The organism is Pseudomonas sp. GW821-FHT07E12 (assembly GCF_058986605.1).
The window spans coordinates 111,433-129,878 of sequence record NZ_JBYSVX010000010.1 but is presented as its reverse complement, the minus strand read 5'-3'; the positions used below and the strand labels follow the sequence as shown (position 1 = coordinate 129,878).

The 18,446-nt window shown below is 65.2% G+C and carries 14 protein-coding genes and 8 tRNA genes; 6 read left to right on the top strand and 16 right to left on the bottom strand.

Features of this window, described 5'->3' with window-relative positions; translation table 11 throughout:
• The 13 genes from AC3WJE_RS08205 to AC3WJE_RS08145 all read right to left on the bottom strand — a co-directional run bounded on the left by AC3WJE_RS08205 (position 1) and on the right by AC3WJE_RS08145 (position 7,632).
• Positions 1–77, bottom strand: a tRNA-Asp gene (locus AC3WJE_RS08205).
• 83 nt (positions 78–160) lie between these two features.
• Positions 161–237, bottom strand: a tRNA-Asp gene (locus AC3WJE_RS08200).
• Between the two features lie 27 nt (positions 238–264).
• Positions 265–339 (bottom strand) — tRNA-Val (locus AC3WJE_RS08195).
• A gap of 11 nt (positions 340–350) precedes the next feature.
• A complete protein-coding gene (locus AC3WJE_RS08190) occupies positions 351–707 on the bottom strand; it encodes an HU family DNA-binding protein (RefSeq protein ID WP_493730289.1) in 357 nt (118 codons plus the stop codon).
• A gap of 135 nt (positions 708–842) precedes the next feature.
• Positions 843–3,314, bottom strand: a complete 2,472-nt coding sequence (lon, locus tag AC3WJE_RS08185; protein ID WP_493730282.1) for an endopeptidase La — start codon at positions 3,312–3,314, stop codon at positions 843–845.
• Between the two features lie 142 nt (positions 3,315–3,456).
• Positions 3,457–4,743, bottom strand: coding sequence for an ATP-dependent Clp protease ATP-binding subunit ClpX (gene clpX, locus AC3WJE_RS08180; RefSeq protein ID WP_493730281.1), 1,287 nt, complete (start codon positions 4,741–4,743; stop codon positions 3,457–3,459).
• A 126-nt stretch (positions 4,744–4,869) separates the two neighbouring features.
• Positions 4,870–5,496: an ATP-dependent Clp endopeptidase proteolytic subunit ClpP gene (clpP, locus tag AC3WJE_RS08175; RefSeq protein WP_493730280.1), complete on the bottom strand. Its 627-nt coding sequence runs from the start codon at positions 5,494–5,496 to the stop codon at positions 4,870–4,872.
• A gap of 60 nt (positions 5,497–5,556) precedes the next feature.
• Positions 5,557–6,852: a trigger factor gene (gene tig, locus AC3WJE_RS08170; RefSeq protein ID WP_493730279.1), complete on the bottom strand. Its 1,296-nt coding sequence runs from the start codon at positions 6,850–6,852 to the stop codon at positions 5,557–5,559.
• A 153-nt stretch (positions 6,853–7,005) separates the two neighbouring features.
• A tRNA-Leu gene (locus tag AC3WJE_RS08165) sits at positions 7,006–7,090 on the bottom strand.
• An 86-nt stretch (positions 7,091–7,176) separates the two neighbouring features.
• Positions 7,177–7,252, bottom strand: a tRNA-Lys gene (locus AC3WJE_RS08160).
• 74 nt (positions 7,253–7,326) lie between these two features.
• A tRNA-His gene (locus AC3WJE_RS08155) sits at positions 7,327–7,403 on the bottom strand.
• A 36-nt stretch (positions 7,404–7,439) separates the two neighbouring features.
• Positions 7,440–7,516, bottom strand: a tRNA-Arg gene (locus AC3WJE_RS08150).
• Between the two features lie 39 nt (positions 7,517–7,555).
• Positions 7,556–7,632, bottom strand: a tRNA-Pro gene (locus tag AC3WJE_RS08145).
• A gap of 163 nt (positions 7,633–7,795) precedes the next feature.
• Between AC3WJE_RS08145 and AC3WJE_RS08140 the strand changes: the two genes are divergently transcribed.
• Entirely contained in the window at positions 7,796–8,560 is a 765-nt protein-coding gene (locus AC3WJE_RS08140; RefSeq protein WP_493730278.1) for a Bax inhibitor-1/YccA family protein, read from the top strand.
• 161 nt (positions 8,561–8,721) lie between these two features.
• Here AC3WJE_RS08140 and AC3WJE_RS08135 read toward each other — a convergent pair whose 3' ends face one another.
• The 3 genes from AC3WJE_RS08135 to grxC form a co-directional block, all read right to left on the bottom strand.
• Positions 8,722–9,729, bottom strand: coding sequence for an isocitrate dehydrogenase (locus tag AC3WJE_RS08135; protein WP_493730277.1), 1,008 nt, complete (start codon positions 9,727–9,729; stop codon positions 8,722–8,724).
• 236 nt (positions 9,730–9,965) lie between these two features.
• Positions 9,966–10,361, bottom strand: coding sequence for a carboxymuconolactone decarboxylase family protein (locus tag AC3WJE_RS08130; protein ID WP_493730276.1), 396 nt, complete (start codon positions 10,359–10,361; stop codon positions 9,966–9,968).
• A complete protein-coding gene (gene grxC / locus AC3WJE_RS08125) occupies positions 10,358–10,669 on the bottom strand; it encodes a glutaredoxin 3 (RefSeq protein WP_493730275.1) in 312 nt (103 codons plus the stop codon). The genes AC3WJE_RS08130 and grxC overlap by 4 nt, the downstream gene beginning before the upstream one ends.
• A 150-nt stretch (positions 10,670–10,819) precedes the next feature.
• Between grxC and AC3WJE_RS08120 the strand changes: the two genes are divergently transcribed.
• The 5 genes from AC3WJE_RS08120 to ppx all read left to right on the top strand — a co-directional run bounded on the left by AC3WJE_RS08120 (position 10,820) and on the right by ppx (position 18,431).
• The gene (locus AC3WJE_RS08120) at positions 10,820–12,463 is read left to right on the top strand and encodes a M48 family metalloprotease (RefSeq protein ID WP_493730274.1); all 1,644 of its coding nucleotides are present in this window, start codon (positions 10,820–10,822) and stop codon (positions 12,461–12,463) included.
• Positions 12,464–12,593: 130 nt separating this feature from the next.
• Entirely contained in the window at positions 12,594–13,283 is a 690-nt protein-coding gene (phoB, locus tag AC3WJE_RS08115; protein ID WP_493730273.1) for a phosphate regulon transcriptional regulator PhoB, read from the top strand.
• A gap of 50 nt (positions 13,284–13,333) precedes the next feature.
• On the top strand, positions 13,334–14,665 hold the full coding sequence (phoR, locus tag AC3WJE_RS08110; protein ID WP_493730272.1) for a phosphate regulon sensor histidine kinase PhoR: 1,332 nt from the start codon (positions 13,334–13,336) through the stop codon (positions 14,663–14,665).
• 73 nt (positions 14,666–14,738) lie between these two features.
• On the top strand, positions 14,739–16,841 hold the full coding sequence (gene ppk1, locus AC3WJE_RS08105) for a polyphosphate kinase 1 (protein WP_493730271.1): 2,103 nt from the start codon (positions 14,739–14,741) through the stop codon (positions 16,839–16,841).
• Positions 16,842–16,904: 63 nt separating this feature from the next.
• On the top strand, positions 16,905–18,431 hold the full coding sequence (ppx, locus tag AC3WJE_RS08100) for an exopolyphosphatase (RefSeq protein WP_493730270.1): 1,527 nt from the start codon (positions 16,905–16,907) through the stop codon (positions 18,429–18,431).
• Positions 18,432–18,446: the final 15 nt, after the last annotated feature.

Below are 18,446 nucleotides of genomic sequence, written 5' to 3'. Positions count from 1 at the left end.
TGGCGGAGCGGACGGGACTCGAACCCGCGACCTCCGGCGTGACAGGCCAGCATTCTAACCAGCTGAACTACCGCTCCGTTTTCGAAAACCTTGTTGCTTTCCCCAGGGTCACCCCTTCGAAGAAAGCGAAGCCCCCGATCTCTCAGGGGCTTCATGCTACTGGCGGAGCGGACGGGACTCGAACCCGCGACCTCCGGCGTGACAGGCCAGCATTCTAACCAGCTGAACTACCGCTCCGCGCTTGAAACCTTGCTACTGGTGCTTTGGTGGGTGCTGAGGGTTTCGAACCCCCGACCCTCTCCTTGTAAGGGAGACGCTCTACCGCTGAGCTAAGCACCCTAGCGAGTCGATTAGTTTACGGCATCCTTCAGGGCTTTGCCAGCCTTGAACGAAGGATTCTTCGAAGCAGCGATCTTGATGGTGTCACCGGTCTTCGGGTTACGGCCAGTACGCTCGGCGCGCTCGCGCACCTGGAAGGTACCGAAGCCCACCAGCGTCACGGTGTCGCCCTTCTTCAGCGCCTTGCTGATTTCGCTCACGACCGCATCGACGGCACGGCCGGCTTCGGCCTTGGACAGGTCAGCAGCGGCAGCGACGCCGTCGATCAATTCGGTTTTATTCATTCTTTTGAACTCCTGGTGCGGTCTATGCCGCGGAATCGACAATCGGCCTTCCTGCCGTAACCGGCAGTGAAATCCCGACAACATTCTGTAATCGACGAACGCAGCAGAAACCGCCTTCGCGAGTCGTGCTTTTATACCAGCGGGGTCAGGCACAAGCAAGCCAAAACCCAATAACGGCGCGGGTTTTGGCTGCTTTCAGGGTCTTGCCAGCGCGCCTGATCAGTGCTTGACGCGCGTGGATTGGGACGGCTTGGACTTGCGCCGCACGGCCACCGTGCCCGCCGCCTTGCGTGGCTTTTCCTTGATGCGCTTGGGCTTGAGTGGCGACTCCAGTGCCAGGTCCAGCACCTCGTCGATCCACTTCACCGGGATGATTTTCAGGTCACGCGTCACGTTCGCCGGGATGTCCGCCAGGTCCTTGCGGTTCTCGTCCGGGATCAGCACGGTGCGGATGCCGCCACGCAACGCGGCGAGCAGCTTTTCCTTCAATCCACCGATCGCCGACACGCGGCCACGCAAGGTGATTTCGCCGGTCATCGCCACGTCCGACTTCACCGGCACCTTGGTCAGCACCGAGACCAGCGAGGTCACCATCGCGGCACCCGCACTCGGTCCGTCCTTCGGCGTGGCGCCGTCCGGCACGTGCACATGCACGTCCTGCTTCTGCAGGAAATCCACGTCGATGCCGAGCCCGGCAGCGCGCGAACGCACCACCGACAGCGCCGCCGATGCGGATTCCTTCATGACGTTGCCGAGCTGGCCGGTCAGGATCAGCTGACCCTTGCCCGGCACCAGCGTCGATTCGATCTGCAGCAGATCGCCGCCGACCTCGGTCCAGGCCAGGCCGGTGACCAGGCCGATCTCGTTCTGCTCCTCGGCGCGCCCGAAATCGAAGCGCTGCACGCCCAGGTACTTGTCCAGGTTGGACGCATCGACCACCACCAGTGCCTTGGGCTTCTTCGCACTCTTCTTGGCCACGGCCTTCTTGACCGGCTGCGGCCCCGCCAGTGCGATTTCCTTGACGACCTTGCGGCAGATCTTGGCGACCTCGCGCTCGAGATTGCGCACGCCCGACTCGCGCGTGTAGTAGCGCACGATGTCGCGGATCGCGCCTTCCTCGATCGCCAGTTCTTCCGGCTTCAAGCCGTTGGCCTTCAACTGCTTGGGCACCAGGTAGCGCGCGGCGATGTTGAGCTTCTCTTCCTCGGTATAACCCGGGATGCGGATGACTTCCATGCGGTCCAGCAACGGGCCGGGAATGTTCAGCGAGTTCGAGGTCGCCACGAACATCACTTCGGAAAGGTCGAGATCGACTTCCAGGTAGTGGTCGTTGAAGGTGTGGTTCTGCTCCGGATCGAGCACCTCCAGCAGCGCCGAGGACGGATCGCCGCGGAAATCCATCGACATCTTGTCGATCTCGTCGAGCACGAACAGCGGGTTCTTGCTGCCGACCTTGTTGAGGTTCTGCACCAGACGGCCCGGCATCGAACCGACATAGGTGCGGCGATGACCGCGGATCTCGGCCTCGTCACGCACGCCACCGAGCGACATGCGCACGAACTTGCGGTTGGTCGCCTTGGCGATCGACTGGCCGAGCGAGGTCTTGCCCACGCCCGGCGGCCCGACCAGGCACAGGATCGGGCCCTTCATGTGCTTCACCCGCGACTGCACCGCGAGGTACTCGAGGATGCGTTCCTTGACCTTCTCCAGGCCGTAGTGATCGGCGTCCAGGGTTTCCTGCGCCGCCTTGAGATCCTTGCGGACCTTGGTGCGCTTCTTCCAAGGCACGCCCAGCAGCCAGTCGAGGTAGTTGCGCACCACCGCGGCTTCGGCCGACATCGGCGACATCTGCTTGAGCTTGTTGAGCTCGTTCCTGGCCTTGGTTTCCACCGGCTTGGGCATGCCGGCTTCGGCGATCTTGCGCGCCAGCTCTTCCAGCTCGCCGGGGGCATCGTCGAGGTCGCCAAGTTCCTTCTGGATCGCCTTCATCTGCTCGTTGAGGTAGTACTCGCGCTGGCTCTTCTCCATCTGCGACTTGACCCGGCCGCGGATGCGCTTTTCCAGCTGCTGCACATCGATCTCGCCATCGACCAGACCGACCAGCAGTTCAAGCCGCTCGCCGACGTCGGTGGTTTCCAGCAGGCGCTGCTTGTCGGCCAGACGCACGCCGATGTGCGCGGCGATGGTGTCGGCCAGACGGCGCGGATCATCGATGCCGGCCAGCGTCTGCAGCAGCTCCGGTGGCAGCTTGCGGTTGGTCTTGACGTACTGCTCGAACAGCGACATCAGCGAACGCGCCACCGCCTCGACCTCACGCGGCTCGCGCGCATCGATCGAAACGATTTCGGTGCCGCGTCCCTGCAGTGCGCCGTCGCGTTCGATCACCTTGTCCACGTGCACGCGCGTCAGGCCCTCGACCAGCACCTTGATCGTGCCGTCCGGAAGCTTGAGCAGCTGCAACACCTGCGCCAGCGTGCCGACCTCATACAGATCGCCGGCGATCGGGTCGTCGGTCTCGGCCGACTTCTGCGCCACCAGCAGGATGCGCTTGTCCGCCTCCATCGCCTGCTCGAGCGCGCGCATCGACTTGTCGCGGCCGACGAACAGCGGAATGACCATGTGCGGGAACACCACTACGTCGCGCAGCGGCAATACCGGCAGGTCGAGAACTTCGGTTTGGGCCTGGGCCATGGGGGCTCCGGAGTAAGGAATTCGGGGGCATGAAAATGCCGATGGCCCCGTTATGGGGCCATCGGCGCAGGCTTGCAAGTAGCTTTCGAATTGTCCTTTCCGCTCAACCAGTTACGAAGACGGCGACAATCCTTAACAGGGCTCAGTCGCCGGAAGCGACCTTGGCCGGCGGCGGCGGGCTCTGGTAGATCAGGTAGGGCTCGGACTTGTGTTCGATCACCGACTCGTCGACCACGACCTTGCTGACGTTTTCCTGCGAAGGCAGCTCGTACATCGTGTCCAGCAGCACCGACTCGACGATGGTGCGCAGGCCGCGCGCGCCGGTCTTGCGCTTGAGCGCCTTCTTGGCGATCGCCGACAGCGCATCGGGACGGAACTCCAGCTCCACGTTCTCCATCTCGAACAGCTTCTTGAACTGCTTGGTGATGGCGTTCTTGGGCTCGGTCAGGATCTTGATCAGCGCCGGCTCGTCCAGTTCCTCGAGCGTGGCGACCACCGGCAGGCGGCCGACGAACTCGGGGATCAGACCGAACTTGATCAGGTCCTCAGGCTCGACCTCGGCCAGGATCTTGCCCACTTCCTGCTTGCGCTCGGAGCTCTTCACCTTGGCGCCGAAACCGATGCCGCCGGAATCGTTGGAGCGCTGCTGGATCACCTTGTCCAACCCGGCGAACGCGCCGCCGCAGATGAACAGGATGTTCTTGGTGTCCACCTGCAGGAATTCCTGCTGCGGATGCTTGCGCCCGCCCTGCGGCGGCACCGAGGCCACGGTGCCCTCGATCAGCTTCAGCAGCGCCTGCTGCACGCCTTCGCCGGACACATCGCGGGTGATCGACGGGTTCTCGCTCTTGCGCGAGATCTTGTCGATTTCATCGATGTAGACGATGCCCTGCTGCGCTTTGTCGACGTCGTAGTCGCACTTCTGCAGCAGCTTCTGGATGATGTTTTCCACGTCCTCGCCGACGTAGCCGGCCTCGGTCAACGTGGTCGCATCGGCGATCGTGAACGGCACGTTGAGCAGGCGCGCCAGCGTCTCGGCCAGCAGCGTCTTGCCCGAACCGGTCGGACCGACCAGCAGGATGTTGGACTTGGCCAGCTCGACGTCGTCGTTCTTGCTGCGGCTCTCGATACGCTTGTAGTGGTTGTACACGGCCACCGCGAGCGTGCGCTTGGCACGCAGCTGACCGATCACGTACTGGTCGAGAACCTCAAGAATTTCCTTCGGCTTGGGCAGGCTGGAACGGGCCGACTGCGCCTTCTCCTCCAGCTCCTCGCGAATGATGTCGTTGCAGAGCTCGACGCACTCATCACAGATGAACACGCTTGGACCTGCAATCAGCTTGCGGACCTCATGCTGGCTCTTACCGCAGAACGAGCAGTAGAGAATCTTGTTGCTGTCGCCGGAACGACCTTGGCGGTCTTCGCTCATGCTTCTGTTACCCAGTTACCCCACCCGATGAACGGGGGTTCGATTCGAGAATAGCACAGGGTCGGGAGGACGCCAGTCCATGCCCGACCCTGCCGGATTTGCCTGCTTTTTCCAGCACTTGGCCGATCAAGAGGGCTGAATCGACTCGTCGGAGCGGCGATCGATCACCTCATCGATGAGGCCGTATTCCTTGGCGCCCTCGGCGCTCAGGAAGCGGTCGCGCTCCATGTCGCGCTCGATCTGCTCGATCGGCTGACCGGTGTGGTGCGCGTACAGACCATTCAGACGCTGACGCAGATAGAGGATTTCCCGCGCCTGGATCTCGATGTCGGTGGCCTGCCCCTGCGCACCGCCGGACGGCTGGTGGATCATCACCCGCGAGTTCGGCAGCGCGTAACGCTTGCCCTTGGCGCCGGCCATCAGCAGCATCGAACCGGCGCTGGCAGCCTGGCCGATGCACATGGTGCTGACGTCCGGCTTGATGAACTGCATGGTGTCGTAGATCGCCAGGCCGGCCGTCACCACGCCACCGGGCGAGTTGATGTACAGGCTGATGTCCTTCTCGGGGTTCTCGGCCTCGAGGAACAACAGCTGCGCCACCACCAGGTTGGCCACATGGTCGTCAATCGGGCCGACCAGGAAGATGATCCGCTCCTTCAGCAGGCGCGAATAGATGTCGTACGCGCGCTCGCCGCGACTGGTCTGCTCGACCACCATGGGCACCAGGTTCAGGGCTTTCGTCTCAATGCTCATCGATCTTCCTGTTGTGGCCCCGGCCTGCGCCGGGTCCGTTCTTCTTTCAAGCAATCCACCTTACTGGCGGATCGCCTCCTGGAACGACAGGGTCTGCTCGGTGTGCTGGGCGCGCTCGGCGATCCAGTCGATCACCTGCTCTTCCATCACACGGCTCTGCAGCCCACCCATCAACTGGGGATCGTTGCGGTACATCTCAATGACCTGTTCCGGCTCTTCGTAGGTCGAGGCGATCAGGCGCAGCGTCTCGTTCACGCGCTTGGGATCCAGACGCAGCTCGTTGCGACGGGCAACCTCGCCGACCAGCAGGCCGACCAGCACGCGCTTGCGGGCGGCATCGGTGAAGCCCTGGTAGGCGTCGGCCGGCACCGGGCCCGGATCGCGGCCGCTGCGGCGGATCTGCTCGACCTGCTGGGCCAGCATCGAACGGGCTTCGCCCTCGACCAGGCGCGGCGGCAGTTCGATGTGCGCGTAGGCAGCGATCAACTGCTCACCCACCTCGCGACGCAGGCGGTTCATCAGCGCGCCCTTCAGCTCGCGCTCCAGGTTGGAACGGATGTCGGCGCGGAACTGCTCGGCCTCGCCTGCCTTGACGCCGAAGCTCTTGATGAACGCCTTGTCCACCTCCGGCAGCACCGGCTCGGAAACCTCGACCGCCTTGACGTGCACCTGGACGGTCTTGCCGGCCAGCTGCGGCACGCGCCACTCGGCCGGGAAATCGACCGACAGGGTCTTCTCCTCGCCCTTGGCCAGGCCTTCCAGGCCCTTTTCGATCTGCTCGAACATCACGCCCGAACCAATGATGCTGCTGCCCTTCTCGACACCCTCGGCCGGCAGGCGCTCATCGCCAGCCTGCGACCAGGTCTCCAGCGCCACCAGATCACCGGCCTGCGCACCGCGCTCGACCGGCTGCCAGGTACGGCGCTGCAGGCGCAGGTTCTCGATCATCTGGTCGATGTCGGCATCGCTGACATCGGCGACATGACGAATCACGTTCAGCTTGGCGACGTCCACCTCGCCGAAATCCGGCACCAGCTCGACGGTGGCGATGAAATCCAGCTCGCCTTCGCCAGCGCGATCGATGCGCGGCGCACCGGCGATACGCAGGTCGTGCTCGCGCACCACCGAATCGAAGGTCTCGCGCAGCAGGCCGTCCAGCGCCTCGGCGCGGACCTGCGAGCCGAAACGCTGCTCGATCACCTTGGTCGGCACCTTGCCCGGACGGAAACCCTTGATCCGCGCGGTACGCGCGATTTCGCTGAGGCGGCCGCCGACATGGGATTGCAGACGATCTTCCGGCAGGGTGAAGGTCAGTCGGCGTTCCAGATTGCCGGTCGATTCGATCGATGCTTGCATGTTGACTCCTGCCACCGTCGCCCCTGGCGACGGCACGAAATGAAAGAGAACGGGTTGACGAACGGGGACGAACGTCCGCCGGAGCCCTGTAGTTTCGCCGATTACGGCGGCCGCTGCCAGCGGCGCGGGCGAGGCCCGGATGCCTGATCGAGATGGTGCGAAAGGGGGGACTCGAACCCCCACGCCTTGCGGCACTGGAACCTAAATCCAGGGCGTCTACCAATTCCGCCACTTTCGCTAAACCGCGCCTACCCACGGCGGCGCGTATTGTTGCAGGGACACCTGCAAAGAAAAAGGCACCCGCATTGCGGATGCCTTTCTATTTGGTGGGCCGTCAAGGATTCGAACCTTGGACCTATTGATTAAGAGTCAACTGCTCTACCAACTGAGCTAACGGCCCTGAAACTTAGTCGTCCATTATAGGACGTTTTTCCTCGATTGCAACACTTTCGTGGAACATCGAGGAAGTTTCAGTGGGGTGGCTGAGGGGACTCGAACCCCCGACATCTGGAATCACAATCCAGTACTCTAACCAACTGAGCTACAGCCACCACTGAAACCTGACTACACCTGCCCGACTCGCCCGATGGCGCGCCCGACAGGAATCGAACCTGTAACCGCCGGCTTAGAAGGCCGGTGCTCTATCCAGTTGAGCTACGGGCGCCCGGACCGGACTCGCATCCCGCAACACCCGGAAGCGGAGTGGTCGGGGTAGAGGGATTCGAACCCCCGACATCCTGCTCCCAAAGCAGGCGCGCTACCAGACTGCGCTATACCCCGGCGGAACGGACCCTTGTCTTGCCCGAGGGCTCGATAAGGTCGGCTATTCTGATGAATCACGCGGACCGATGTCAATCGCGGATTTCGATTTTGTCTCATCGGCTATGCTTGAGGACAACGACCGGCACCTCGCCGGCCACCAGGCTCACAGGGAGAAACAGGCATGATGCGCAGCGGAAATCCCGCACTCCAGGAATCAACGTTCCTCGACATCGGCAGCGGCGCGGTCGTCACGCGCGACGGCGCGACGATGACCCTGAGCGGCACCGTCAACAAGACCGCCGGCCTCCTGCTGCTGGCCCTGCTGACCGCGGCGTTCGCCTGGTACCAGGCCGTGGGCCCGGATGGCATGCCGCTGCCGGCAGCATCGCTGTACATGATGGGCGGGGCCATCGGTGGACTGGTATTCGCGCTGATCACCATCTTCAAGAAGGAATGGGCACCGGTCACCGCGCCGCTGTACGCGCTGCTGGAAGGCTTCTTCCTCGGCTCGATCTCGGCGGTGTACGAGGCCCGCTTCAACGGCATCGTGTTCCAGGCGGTGCTGCTGACGTTCGGCACCCTGTTCGCGCTGCTGATGGCGTATCGCAGCGGCCTGATCAAGGCGACCGAGAACTTCAAGCTGGGCGTGGTCGCGGCGACCGGCGGCATTGCGCTGGTGTATCTGGCGACGATCGTGCTGGGCTTCTTCAACATCAGCATCCCGTACATCCACCAGTCCGGCGTGATCGGCATCGGCTTCAGCCTGTTCGTGGTGGTGATCGCGGCGCTGAACCTGGTGCTGGATTTCGACTTCATCGAGACCGGCGTGGAACAGCGCGCGCCGAAGTACATGGAGTGGTACGGCGCGTTCGGGCTGATGGTGACGCTGGTGTGGCTGTACCTGGAGTTCCTGCGGTTGCTGTCGAAGCTGCAGTCGCGCAACTGATCCGCGCGCCTTGCAGGAGTGGCCTCGGCATGCCGAGGCCGTTCAATCGCGATCGGGATATGCCGGGAAAGCCTCCTCGCGACTGAAGTCGCTCCTACAGAAGCTGGAAACAAGAAGGGCGCCATTGGCGCCCTTCTTGTTTCACACGCATGCGGCAACCATCAAAGACGGCTGGCGATCGCCTTGGCGAAGCTCAGGGTGTTGCCGGTGCCGCCCAGATCGGGGGTCAGCGAATCCTTGGCTTCCAGGGTGGCAACGATCGCGTTGCGCAGGCGCTCGGCGTTCTGCGGCTGGCCGATGTGGTCCAGCATCTGCGCCGCGCCCAGCAGCAGTGCGCACGGGTTGGCCTTGCCCTGACCGGCGATATCCGGGGCCGAGCCGTGCACGGCCTCGAAGATCGCCGCGTCGGTGCCGATGTTGGCGCCCGGAGCCAGGCCCAGGCCGCCGACCAGACCCGCACACAGGTCGGAGATGATGTCGCCGAACAGGTTGGTGGTGACGATGATGTCGAACTGTTCCGGACGCATCACCAGCTGCATGCAGGTGTTGTCGACGATCATTTCCTGGAACTCGATGTCCGGGTACTGCGCGGCGACCTCGCGTGCGACTTTCAGGAACAGGCCCGAGGTCGACTTGATGATGTTGGCCTTGTGGACCGCGGTGATCTTCTTGCGACCGGTGGCCTTGGCCAGTTCGAAGGCGTAGCGGACGATGCGCTCGGAGCCCTTGCGGGTGACACGGGTGCCGGAGAAGGCGACCTCGCCGTCCTCGGACACGGTCTGGCCTTCGCTCAGGTAGGCGCCTTCGGTGTTCTCGCGGACCGTGATCAGGTCCACGCCATCGGCGAAGCGCGACTTGGTGTTCGGGAACGACTTGGCCGGACGCACGTTGGCGTACAGGTCGAACTTGCGGCGCAGCGCGACGTTGATCGAGCTGAAGCCCTCGCCCACCGGCGTGGTCAGCGGGCTCTTCAGCGCCACCTTGTTCTTGGCGATCGAGGCCAGGGTGGCCTCCGGCAACAGGTCGCCGTGCTTTTCCAGCGCGACCAGGCCGGCATCGGCGAATTCGTACTGCAGCCCTGCTTTCAACGTGTCGAGCACGAACAGAGTCGCATCCATGATCTCCGGGCCGATGCCATCGCCGCGGATGACCGTGATTGTCTGCGTCATAGGTGTTGGATTCCGATCAGAGGGGGGTTGCGCCGACCGGCCATCCGGATCAACGACGCAAGGAGGTTTCACAGGTAATTATGCCCGAAGCGGACTTGGCGCCCCAGACCGACCTTGGTCCAAGTGCGCTGCCGAGCATCTCGTCGTTCACGCATGGGCGGAAATCCGGCGATATGCGGTGCTGCAGGGCAAGGCACTGGATCCCCGCCTTCGCGGGGACGACGCAGGGGACCGGCTCAGCCGTGGTCGTGGCCGGCCGGGGCGGCTGCCTGCCCGCCTTCGAGCTGGTCGAGGAAATCGACCGCGCGGCGCAGGTGCGGAATCACGATCGAGCCGCCCACTACCAAGCCAACCGAGAAGGTCTCGAAGAACTCCTCGCGGGTCACCCCGACTTCCTTGCACTGGGCCACGTGGTAGCTGATGCAGTCGTCACAGCGCAGCACCATCGAGGCGACCAGGCCGAGCAGCTCCTTGGTCTTCACGTCGAGCGCGCCGGCCTGGTAGGTCTGGGTGTCGAGCGCAAAGAAGCGCCGCACGACCTGGTTGGGCTCGGCCAGGATGCGCTGGTTCATGCGCTGGCGGAATTCGGTGAAGGCGCGAACGCGGTCCTGCTCCTGCTCGTCCGCACTCATGCGTTCGCCTCCGGGGCCTGCCCGGCCAGCAACGGCTCGAGCTTGCCTGCACGGTGCAGTGCCATCATGTCGTCGTAGCCGCCGACGTGGACCTCGCCGACGAAGATCTGCGGGACGCTGGTGCGGCGCGCGAGCGCGACCATCTTGTCGCGCTCGGCCGGATCCAGGTCGATGCGGACCTCGGTCCAGCTGCGGCCCTTGCTCTTGAGGAAGTTCTTGGCCGCCACGCAATACGGGCAGACGGCGGTGGAATAGAGCGTGATCTGCGGGGTGCTGCCCGCCTCGCTCGGTGCAATCGCTTCGGTCACGGGAAACTCCGCGGTGGGTTCTGATGTCGCACATATGGTAGCGGCGGGCTGGAATTTCGAGGTCACGGCCGCAACACTGTGAATTAACTCCGGATTCACCCGGCCATTGCTTCCCGCCGCCATGCTCGCGGCTTTCCTACGGAGTTCCGTGTGCGCCTTCTGCCGATCGCCGCCGCCGTCACCCTGGCCATCGCGGTCGGCGTCGCGCCCGCACAGGAGAACCGCCTGCCCGACATCGGCTCCTCGGCCGGGGAACTGCTGACCCCGGCGCGCCAGGCCGAGTACGGCAAGATGATGCTGGCCGAGCTGCGCAACTACGGCTACGTGCTGGATGACCCGCTGATCGACGACTGGCTGCAATCGATGGGCACCCGCCTGGGCGCCAACAGCGACCAGCCGCAGCAGAAGTTCACTTTCTTCATGCTGCGCGAACGCCAGATCAACGCCTTCGCCACGCTCGGCGGCTATATCGCGGTCAACGCCGGGCTGGTGCTGACCGCCGAGCGCGAGGACGAGGTCGCGGCGGTGCTGTCGCACGAAATCGCCCACGTCACCCAGCAGCACGTGCTGCGCGGGGTGGAACGCGCCCAGCGCGACCAGATCCCGATCCTGCTCGGCATGCTGGCCGCGGTGATCGCCGCGCAGCAGGCCGGCGGCAACTCCAGCGGCGATGCGACCATGGCCAGCATCACCAGCGCGATGGGATTGATGGCGCAGCGCCAGATCAACTACACCCGCTCCAACGAGTCCGAGGCCGATCGGCTCGGCATCCGCACGCTGGCGCGCAGCGGTTACGACGTCGACGCGATGGCCGGGTTCTTCGAGCGGATGTCGCTGGCGATGCGTGGCAACCAGGGCGGCTACAGCGCGCCGGACTATCTGCAGACCCACCCGGTCACGATCACCCGCATCGGCGAGGCCAAGGCCCGCGCCGAGCAGATGAAGAAGAACACGGTGGTGCTGACCACCACCACGCCCGGCGGCACCCGCCAGGAGCGCGTCGACCCGGCAGATCCGGCGCTGGCCGAGCCGCTCGGGGCGATCAGCAACCCACTGCTGCCGGCCACGTTCCGGGTGCCGCTCGATACCGAGTCACGCGGCGCCAGCGGCCAGTTCGACTGGGCCAAGGAACGCCTGCGTGTGCTCAGTGCCAATACCCCGGCCGCAGCGATTCGCGAATATGAGGACATCCGTCGCGGCACCCACAAGGGGCTGAACGATGCGCAGCGCTATGGGCTGGCGCTGGCGCGGCTGCGCAACAGCGGCAGCCCGGCCGAGGCGGCGCACGATTTCGCCGCGCTGCTGGAGGACCACGCCGACAACCTGTGGCTGGAGCTTGGGCTGGCGGAGGCGCAGACCCGGGCCGGCCAGCGCGACCAGGCCGACGCCCGCTTCGAAACGCTGCTCAAGCGCCTGCCCAACAGCCGGCCGGTGGCCCTGACCTACGCCAACATGCTCAACGAGCAGGCCACGCGCGAATCCGGCCGGCGCGCGCGACAGGTACTGGAACCGCTGCTGCGGCGTTCGGGCGATGACCCGACCTTCCAGCAGACCTATGCGCGTGCCTGCGAGCTGGCCGGCGATACCGCGCGGGCCAGCGAAGCCTACGCCGAGGCCGCTTTCCTGAATGGACGCCCGGAACAGGCGCTGTTGCAGTTGCAGGCCCTGAAGAAGCGCGACGACCTGGACTACGTGACCCGCTCGCGCGTGGATGCCCGGATCGCGGCGATCACCCCGACCGTGCTGGAAATGCGCCGGCAGGGCATCCAGGATCCGGAGCTGTCGCGGCGGTAGCTGCGCTTTGGTCTCGCAACGGGAGGCTTTTTATTGGTCGTCTATTGGCCGCCCCGTTCAGGGCTTGTCACGTTTCAGTCACAAAACCGTAGTCTACTGACACGCATCCGAAACCCTGACGGTGTCCTGCGTGCAGAAACGCATATTGATCGTCGATGACGAACCCGCGATCCGCGACATGGTGGCCTTCGCGCTGCGCAAGGGCGAGTTCGAGCCCGTGCACGCCGGTGACGCGCGTGAAGCGCAGACCGCGATTGCCGACCGGGTCCCCGACCTGATCCTGCTGGACTGGATGCTGCCCGGCACCAGCGGCCTGGAGCTGGCCCGGCGCTGGCGCAAGGAACAGCTGACCCGCGAGGTGCCGATCATCATGCTGACCGCGCGCGGTGAGGAGAACGATCGCGTCGGCGGGCTGGAGGCCGGCGTCGACGACTACGTGGTCAAGCCGTTCTCGGCACGCGAGCTGCTGGCGCGCATCCGTGCGGTGATGCGGCGTACCCGTGAGGACGACGAGGACGGCAGCGTGGCAGTGGGCCAGCTGCGTATCGACGGCGCCGCGCACCGGGTGTTCGCCGGCGAAACGCCGGTGCCGATCGGCCCGACCGAATACCGCCTGCTGCACTTCTTCATGACTCATCCGGAACGCGTCTACACCCGTACCCAGTTGCTGGACCATGTCTGGGGCGGCAGTGTCTATGTCGAGGAGCGCACCATCGACGTGCACATCCGCCGACTGCGCAAGACGCTGGAACCGTTCGTGCTCGACAACATGGTGCAGACCGTGCGCGGCTCGGGTTATCGCTTCTCCGCAGCTTCCTGATGCTTCCGCAGGCGCCCGCCTGCCGTTCCAGCCGCTCCGTGCCGATCTAGATGCCCGAACACATTCGCTCCGCCTGGTTCAAGACCCTCGGCACCCTGGCACTGCTGCTTCTGATCGCCTTGTTGGCCGGCTGGGCCACGGGCCATGTCTGGATGGCATTGGCACTGACGTCGCTGGCGTCGCTGACCTGGCATTACTGGCGGCTGCGGCGGGTGCTGCGCCGGCTGACCGCGCGCCAGCGCTGGGAGCCGCCGCACGCCACCGGCGTGTGGAACGAACTGGATCGGTTGCTGTATCGCAGCCAGGCCGAGATGCGCACACGCAAGCGCCGCCTGGTGGAAATGCTGCACACCTATCGCGCTGCGGCGGCGGCATTGCCGGACGCGGTGGTGGTGGTCGATCGCAACAGCCAGCGCGTGCAGTGGTTCAACGAAGCCGCCGGTGGGCTGCTCGGCCTGCGTCATCCGGGCGACCTCGGCGCGCCGGTGGTCGAACGCCTGCAGCCGCTGCCGCTGGCGCACTGGCTGGCGGCCGGGCGCAATGCCGAGCCGCTGCTCGATGCGCCCTCGCCGATCGACCCGAACCTGCGCCTGAGCCTGCGCCTGATCCCCTATTCCGAGGACTACTGGCTGCTGATCGCGCGCGACGTCAGCAAGTTGCTGCGGCTGGAGCAGGTGCGCCGCGACTTCGTCGCCAACGTCTCGCACGAACTGCGCACGCCGTTGACCGTGGTGCACGGCTATCTGGACATGCTCGATCCGGATGACTTCCCGGACTCCGGGCCGATGCTGGCGGAGATGCGCAAGCAGAGCCAGCGCATGGCGCAGTTGGTCGAGGACCTGCTCACGCTGTCGCGGCTGGAATCGCAGGAAGAGGAGCTGGGCGAGGAACACGTGGCGATGGCGCCGATGCTGGCCACGCTCAGGCGCGAGGCCGAGGCGCACAGCCAGGGCAAGCACACGATCGAGGTCGTCGACGAAGCCGACCTCGACCTGCTCGGCTCCAACAAGGAACTGCACAGCGCGTTCTCGAATCTGGTCACCAACGCGATCCGCTACACGCCGGCCGGCGGCAAGGTCACGGTGCGCTTCGCGCGCGAAGGCGACGGCGCGGTGCTGGCGGTGCGCGACACCGGCTATGGCATTCCGTCCAACCACATTCCACGCCTGACCGAACGTTTCTACCGCGTCTCCAGCAGCCGTTCGCGCGAAAGCGGCGGCACCGGCCTGGGCCTGTCGATCGTCAAGCACGTGCTCGGCTTGCACCAGGCGCGGCTGGACATCGAGAGCGAGGTCGGTCGCGGCAGTACGTTCTCCTGTCATTTCGGCGCCGCACGCGTGGTCGCACGCGATACGAGCGCTCCGTTGTCACGTTCGGCGTGATATCAAAGCAGTCACCTTGATGGGATCGCATGCATGTCGATCCTGCCTCCTCCCCAGAGCTGAAACCCGCACGATGGCCAGCGTCAAGAAACTCCCGAAGACCGCGCCTCCCGCCGAACTCCCCATCGATCCGATGCGTGATCCGGCGCTCTATCTCAATCGTGAGCTGTCGCAACTGGACTTCAACTTCCGCGTGCTGGCACAGGCGATGGATACGGAGGTGCCGCTGCTGGAGCGGCTGCGCTTCCTGTGCATCTCCTGCACCAATCTGGATGAGTTCTTCGAGATCCGCGCCGCCACCGTGCGCCACGCGCAGGAGTTCGGCCTGCCGCCGGCACCGGATGGCATGAGTCCGACCGCGATCCTGACGGCGATACACGACCGCGCCGCCGATCTGGTCGAACGGCAGTACCACTGCTGGAACCACGTGCTGCGCCCGGCGCTGGCCGAGGCCGGCGTCGGCGTGCTCGGCCGCAACTCGTGGACGTCGCGCCAGAAGCGCTGGCTGCGCGCCTATTTCCGCAACGAGATCATGCCGGTGCTGTCGCCGCTCGGGCTGGACCCGGCGCATCCGTTCCCGAAGATCCTCAACAAGACGCTCAACATCGTGGTGGTGCTGGAAGGCCACGATGCGTTCGGTCGTGCCGGGCATCTGGCGATCGTGCGCGCACCGCGCTCGTTGCCGCGCATCATCCAGTTGCCGCCCTCGCTGGCGGACGAGGGCGAGCAGAACTTCGTGTTCCTGTCCTCGGTACTGTCGGCGTTCGTCGATGAGATGTTCCCCGGCATGGACGTCAAGGGCTCCTACCAGTTCCGCGTCACCCGCAACTCCGAGCTGGTGGTGGACGAGGAGGAAGTGGAGAACCTGGCGCTGGCACTGCGCGACGAACTGGTCGATCGCGGCTACCGCCCCGCCGTGCGCCTGGAAATCGCCGATGACTGCCCCAAGCCGATCATGCGTACGCTGCTGCAGAACTTCGGCTTGCCGGAGAATGCGGTGTATCGGATCAGCGGCCCGGTCAATCTGAGTCGCGTCAATCAGGTCTATGACCTGGTGCAGCGACCGGAACTGAAATACACGCCGTTCAACCCGCGCACGTTGCGCGACAGCGAAGGCATCTTCGAGACCCTCGCCAAGTCCGACATACTGCTGCACCACCCGTTCGACGCATTCACCGCGGTGACCGACCTGATCCGTCAGGCGGCGGTCGATCCGAACGTGCTGGCGATCAAGCAGACGCTGTACCGCACTGCCAAGGACTCGGTGATCCTGGACGCGCTGGTGCAGGCCGCGCGCAACGGCAAGGACGTCACCGTGGTGGTGGAACTGCGCGCGCGCTTCGACGAGGAAGCCAACCTCGGCCTGGCCGACAAGCTGCAGGAAGCCGGCGTGCAGGTGGTGTACGGCGTGGTCGGCTACAAGACCCACGCCAAGATGCTGCTGATCGTGCGTCGCGAGGGCCGCAAGCTGCGTCGTTACGTGCACCTGGGCACCGGCAACTATCACAGCGGCACCGCGCGCGCCTACACCGACCTGAGCCTGATCACCGCCGATCCGGACATCGGCAACGATGTGCACCTGCTGTTCCAGCAGCTGTCCGGGTTGACCCCGCGGCTGCGCCTCAAGCGCCTGCTGCAATCACCGTTCACCCTGCACCCGGGCGTGCTGCAGCGGATCGAGCGCGAGACGCGCCTGGCACGCGAAGGCAGGCCGGGCCGCATCATCGCCAAGATGAACGCGCTCAACGAGCCGCACGTGGTACGTGCGCTCTACCAGGCCTCGCAGGCCGGCGTGCAGATCGACCTGATCGTGCGCGGCGCCTGCACGCTGCGTCCGGGCGTGCCCGGCGTTTCCGACAACATCCGCGTGCGTTCGATCGTCGGCCGCTTCCTGGAGCACAGCCGGGTGTACTGGTTCGGCAACGACGGCGATCCGGAACTGTTCTGCGCCAGTGCCGACTGGCTGGAGCGCAATCTGCTGCGACGCGTGGAGACCTGCTTCCCGATCCTCGATCCGGAACTGGCCCAGCGCATCCACCGCGAGGTGCTGCAGAACTATCTGGACGACAACGCCAACGCGTGGGAGCTGGACGCCAAGGGCGTCTATCACAAACTCACGCCCGCGCCCGGCCAGACGCCGTACTCGGCGCAGATGGCGCTGCTCGCGCGGGTGTAGCTGCCCGCGCGGGTGTAAAGGCGACCTAACGACCTGCACGGACCATCGGCTACCATTTCCGACATGCCGAATACTTCCCCTACTTCCCCGCCACTGCAGGACGGCGATCTGCTGGCGGCGATCGACCTGGGCTCCAACAGTTTCCACATGGTGATCGCGCGCTACGTGCTCGGGCAGTTGCGGGTGGTGGACCGGCTGCGCGAGACCGTGCGCCTGGCCGATGGCCTGGATGGCAAGGGCGGGTTGTCCAACGAGGCGCGCCAGCGCGCGCTGCAGTGCCTGGCGCGGTTTGGCCAGCGCCTGCGCGAAGTGCCGTCCAGCCATGTCCGCGCGCTCGCCACCAACACGGTGCGCCAGCTGCGCTCGCCGCAGACCTTCCTGATGCCGGCCGAAGCCGCGCTCGGCCATGCCATCGAGGTGGTCAGCGGTCGCGAGGAAGCGCGCCTGATCTATCTCGGTGTGGCGCACGCGCAGCCGCCCAAGCCGGACGAGCGCCGGTTGGTGATCGACATCGGTGGCGGTTCCACGGAATTCATCATCGGCCGCGGCCTGGAGACACTCGAACGCGAGAGCCTGCAGGCCGGCTGCATTGCCAGTACCCGGCGCTTCTTCCCGGGCGGCAAGCTTTCGCGCAAGAAGTGGAAAGACGCGCTGACCGAGATCGGCGCGGAATTCCAGCAGTTCGCCAGCCTGTACCGCGCGATCGGATGGAACGAGGCGGTTGGTTCGTCCGGCACCCACAAGGCGATCGGCGAAATCTGCGCGGCGATGAAGCTGACCAAGGGCGCGATCACCGCGGAGGCGATCCCGGTGCTGCGCGATGAACTGCTGAAGGCCAAGCGCATCGAGGACATCCTGTTACCCGGGCTGTCGTCGGAACGCCGGCCGATCATCGCCGGCGGCATCCTGGTGCTGGAGGCGGCGTTCCAGGCACTCGGACTGGAGAGGCTGATGGTCAGCAAGGCCGCGATGCGCGAAGGCATCCTCTACGACATGCTCGGCCGCGGCGGTGCGGACGATCCGCGCGACGGCTCGGTGAGCGCACTGATGCGGCGCTACGGCATCGACGAGAACCAGGCCGACCGCGTCGCCGCCACCGCGCAGCGGTTGTTCGATCAGGTCGCCGAGACCTGGACGCTGGATGCCGACGACGCACGTACGCTCGGCTGGGCCGCGCACCTGCACGAACTGGGCCTGATGATCGCGCACAGCCAGTACCACGTGCACGGCGCCTACGTGCTGGAGAACTCCGACATCCCCGGTTTCTCGCGCCAGGAGCAGCAGGTACTGGCGGCGCTGGTGCGCACGCACCGCCGCAACGTCTCCAAGACCGCATTCGACGCCCTGCCCGACCGCCTGCTGCTGGCGGCCAAGCGCAAGGCCGCGCTGCTGCGGCTGGCGGTGCTGCTGCATCGCGCCCATGAATCGGACCCGATCCCGACCCTGGAACTGCAGGCACAGGACAACCAGCTCTCGCTGATCCTGTCGCAGAGCTGGATCGACTCACGCCCACTGCTGCGCGCCGACCTGCTCGGCGAAGTCGAGGGCATGGCGGGATTGGGGATTGCTTTCAAGCCGTTTGTGGCTTGAAACGGCCGGGATTGG

Coding starts and splice junctions, on each gene's coding strand:
- tig (WP_493730279.1), bottom strand. CDS start 6,852: ATGCAAGCATCGATCGAATCGACCGGCAATCTGGAACGCCGACTGACC.
- AC3WJE_RS08135 (WP_493730277.1), bottom strand. CDS start 9,729: ATGACGCAGACAATCACGGTCATCCGCGGCGATGGCATCGGCCCGGAG.
- clpP (WP_493730280.1), bottom strand. CDS start 5,496: ATGAGCATTGAGACGAAAGCCCTGAACCTGGTGCCCATGGTGGTCGAG.
- AC3WJE_RS08130 (WP_493730276.1), bottom strand. CDS start 10,361: ATGAGTGCGGACGAGCAGGAGCAGGACCGCGTTCGCGCCTTCACCGAA.
- ppx (WP_493730270.1), top strand. CDS start 16,905: ATGCCGAATACTTCCCCTACTTCCCCGCCACTGCAGGACGGCGATCTG.
- AC3WJE_RS08140 (WP_493730278.1), top strand. CDS start 7,796: ATGATGCGCAGCGGAAATCCCGCACTCCAGGAATCAACGTTCCTCGAC.
- ppk1 (WP_493730271.1), top strand. CDS start 14,739: ATGGCCAGCGTCAAGAAACTCCCGAAGACCGCGCCTCCCGCCGAACTC.
- lon (WP_493730282.1), bottom strand. CDS start 3,314: ATGGCCCAGGCCCAAACCGAAGTTCTCGACCTGCCGGTATTGCCGCTG.
- phoR (WP_493730272.1), top strand. CDS start 13,334: ATGCCCGAACACATTCGCTCCGCCTGGTTCAAGACCCTCGGCACCCTG.
- clpX (WP_493730281.1), bottom strand. CDS start 4,743: ATGAGCGAAGACCGCCAAGGTCGTTCCGGCGACAGCAACAAGATTCTC.
- AC3WJE_RS08190 (WP_493730289.1), bottom strand. CDS start 707: ATGTTGTCGGGATTTCACTGCCGGTTACGGCAGGAAGGCCGATTGTCG.